This window comes from Cytobacillus oceanisediminis 2691 (genome assembly GCF_007678455.1).
Classification (GTDB): Bacteria; Bacillota; Bacilli; order Bacillales; family Cytobacillaceae; genus Mesobacillus; species Mesobacillus oceanisediminis_A.
On the sequence record NZ_VEEP01000162.1, the window covers coordinates 1 to 290 of the forward strand.

Annotated in this window: 1 protein-coding gene; it reads right to left on the reverse strand. The window is 46.9% G+C overall.

The window, feature by feature from the left end; translation table 11 throughout:
- Positions 1 to 81 precede the first annotated feature (81 nt).
- The gene (locus FS736_RS25570; RefSeq protein ID WP_144481543.1) at positions 82 to 240 is read right to left on the reverse strand and encodes a hypothetical protein; all 159 of its coding nucleotides are present in this window, start codon (positions 238 to 240) and stop codon (positions 82 to 84) included.
- Positions 241 to 290 lie beyond the last annotated feature (50 nt).

Here is a 290-nt window from a genome sequence, read left to right on the forward strand (position 1 = left end):
TCCAAATCCATCCTCCTCCTCCACAACCAACCCCCCCTCCATTCACCAAACCGTATTTTCCCCCGCTCCATTCCCATCCAATCATACCTTCAATAACCCAACCTTCTTTTTCCCCCTCAAAATCTCAACACCTTCCTCCCTAAAACAACGCACAATGATCATTTCCAAAAACATTTCATACACCTTCCCTCCCCTCTCTCCATCCACCTCCCCATTCACCCCCATCATCCCCCCAAACATTCACACACCATCCCCTTCAAACCCTTTTCCAAAACCATCAAAAATATCTT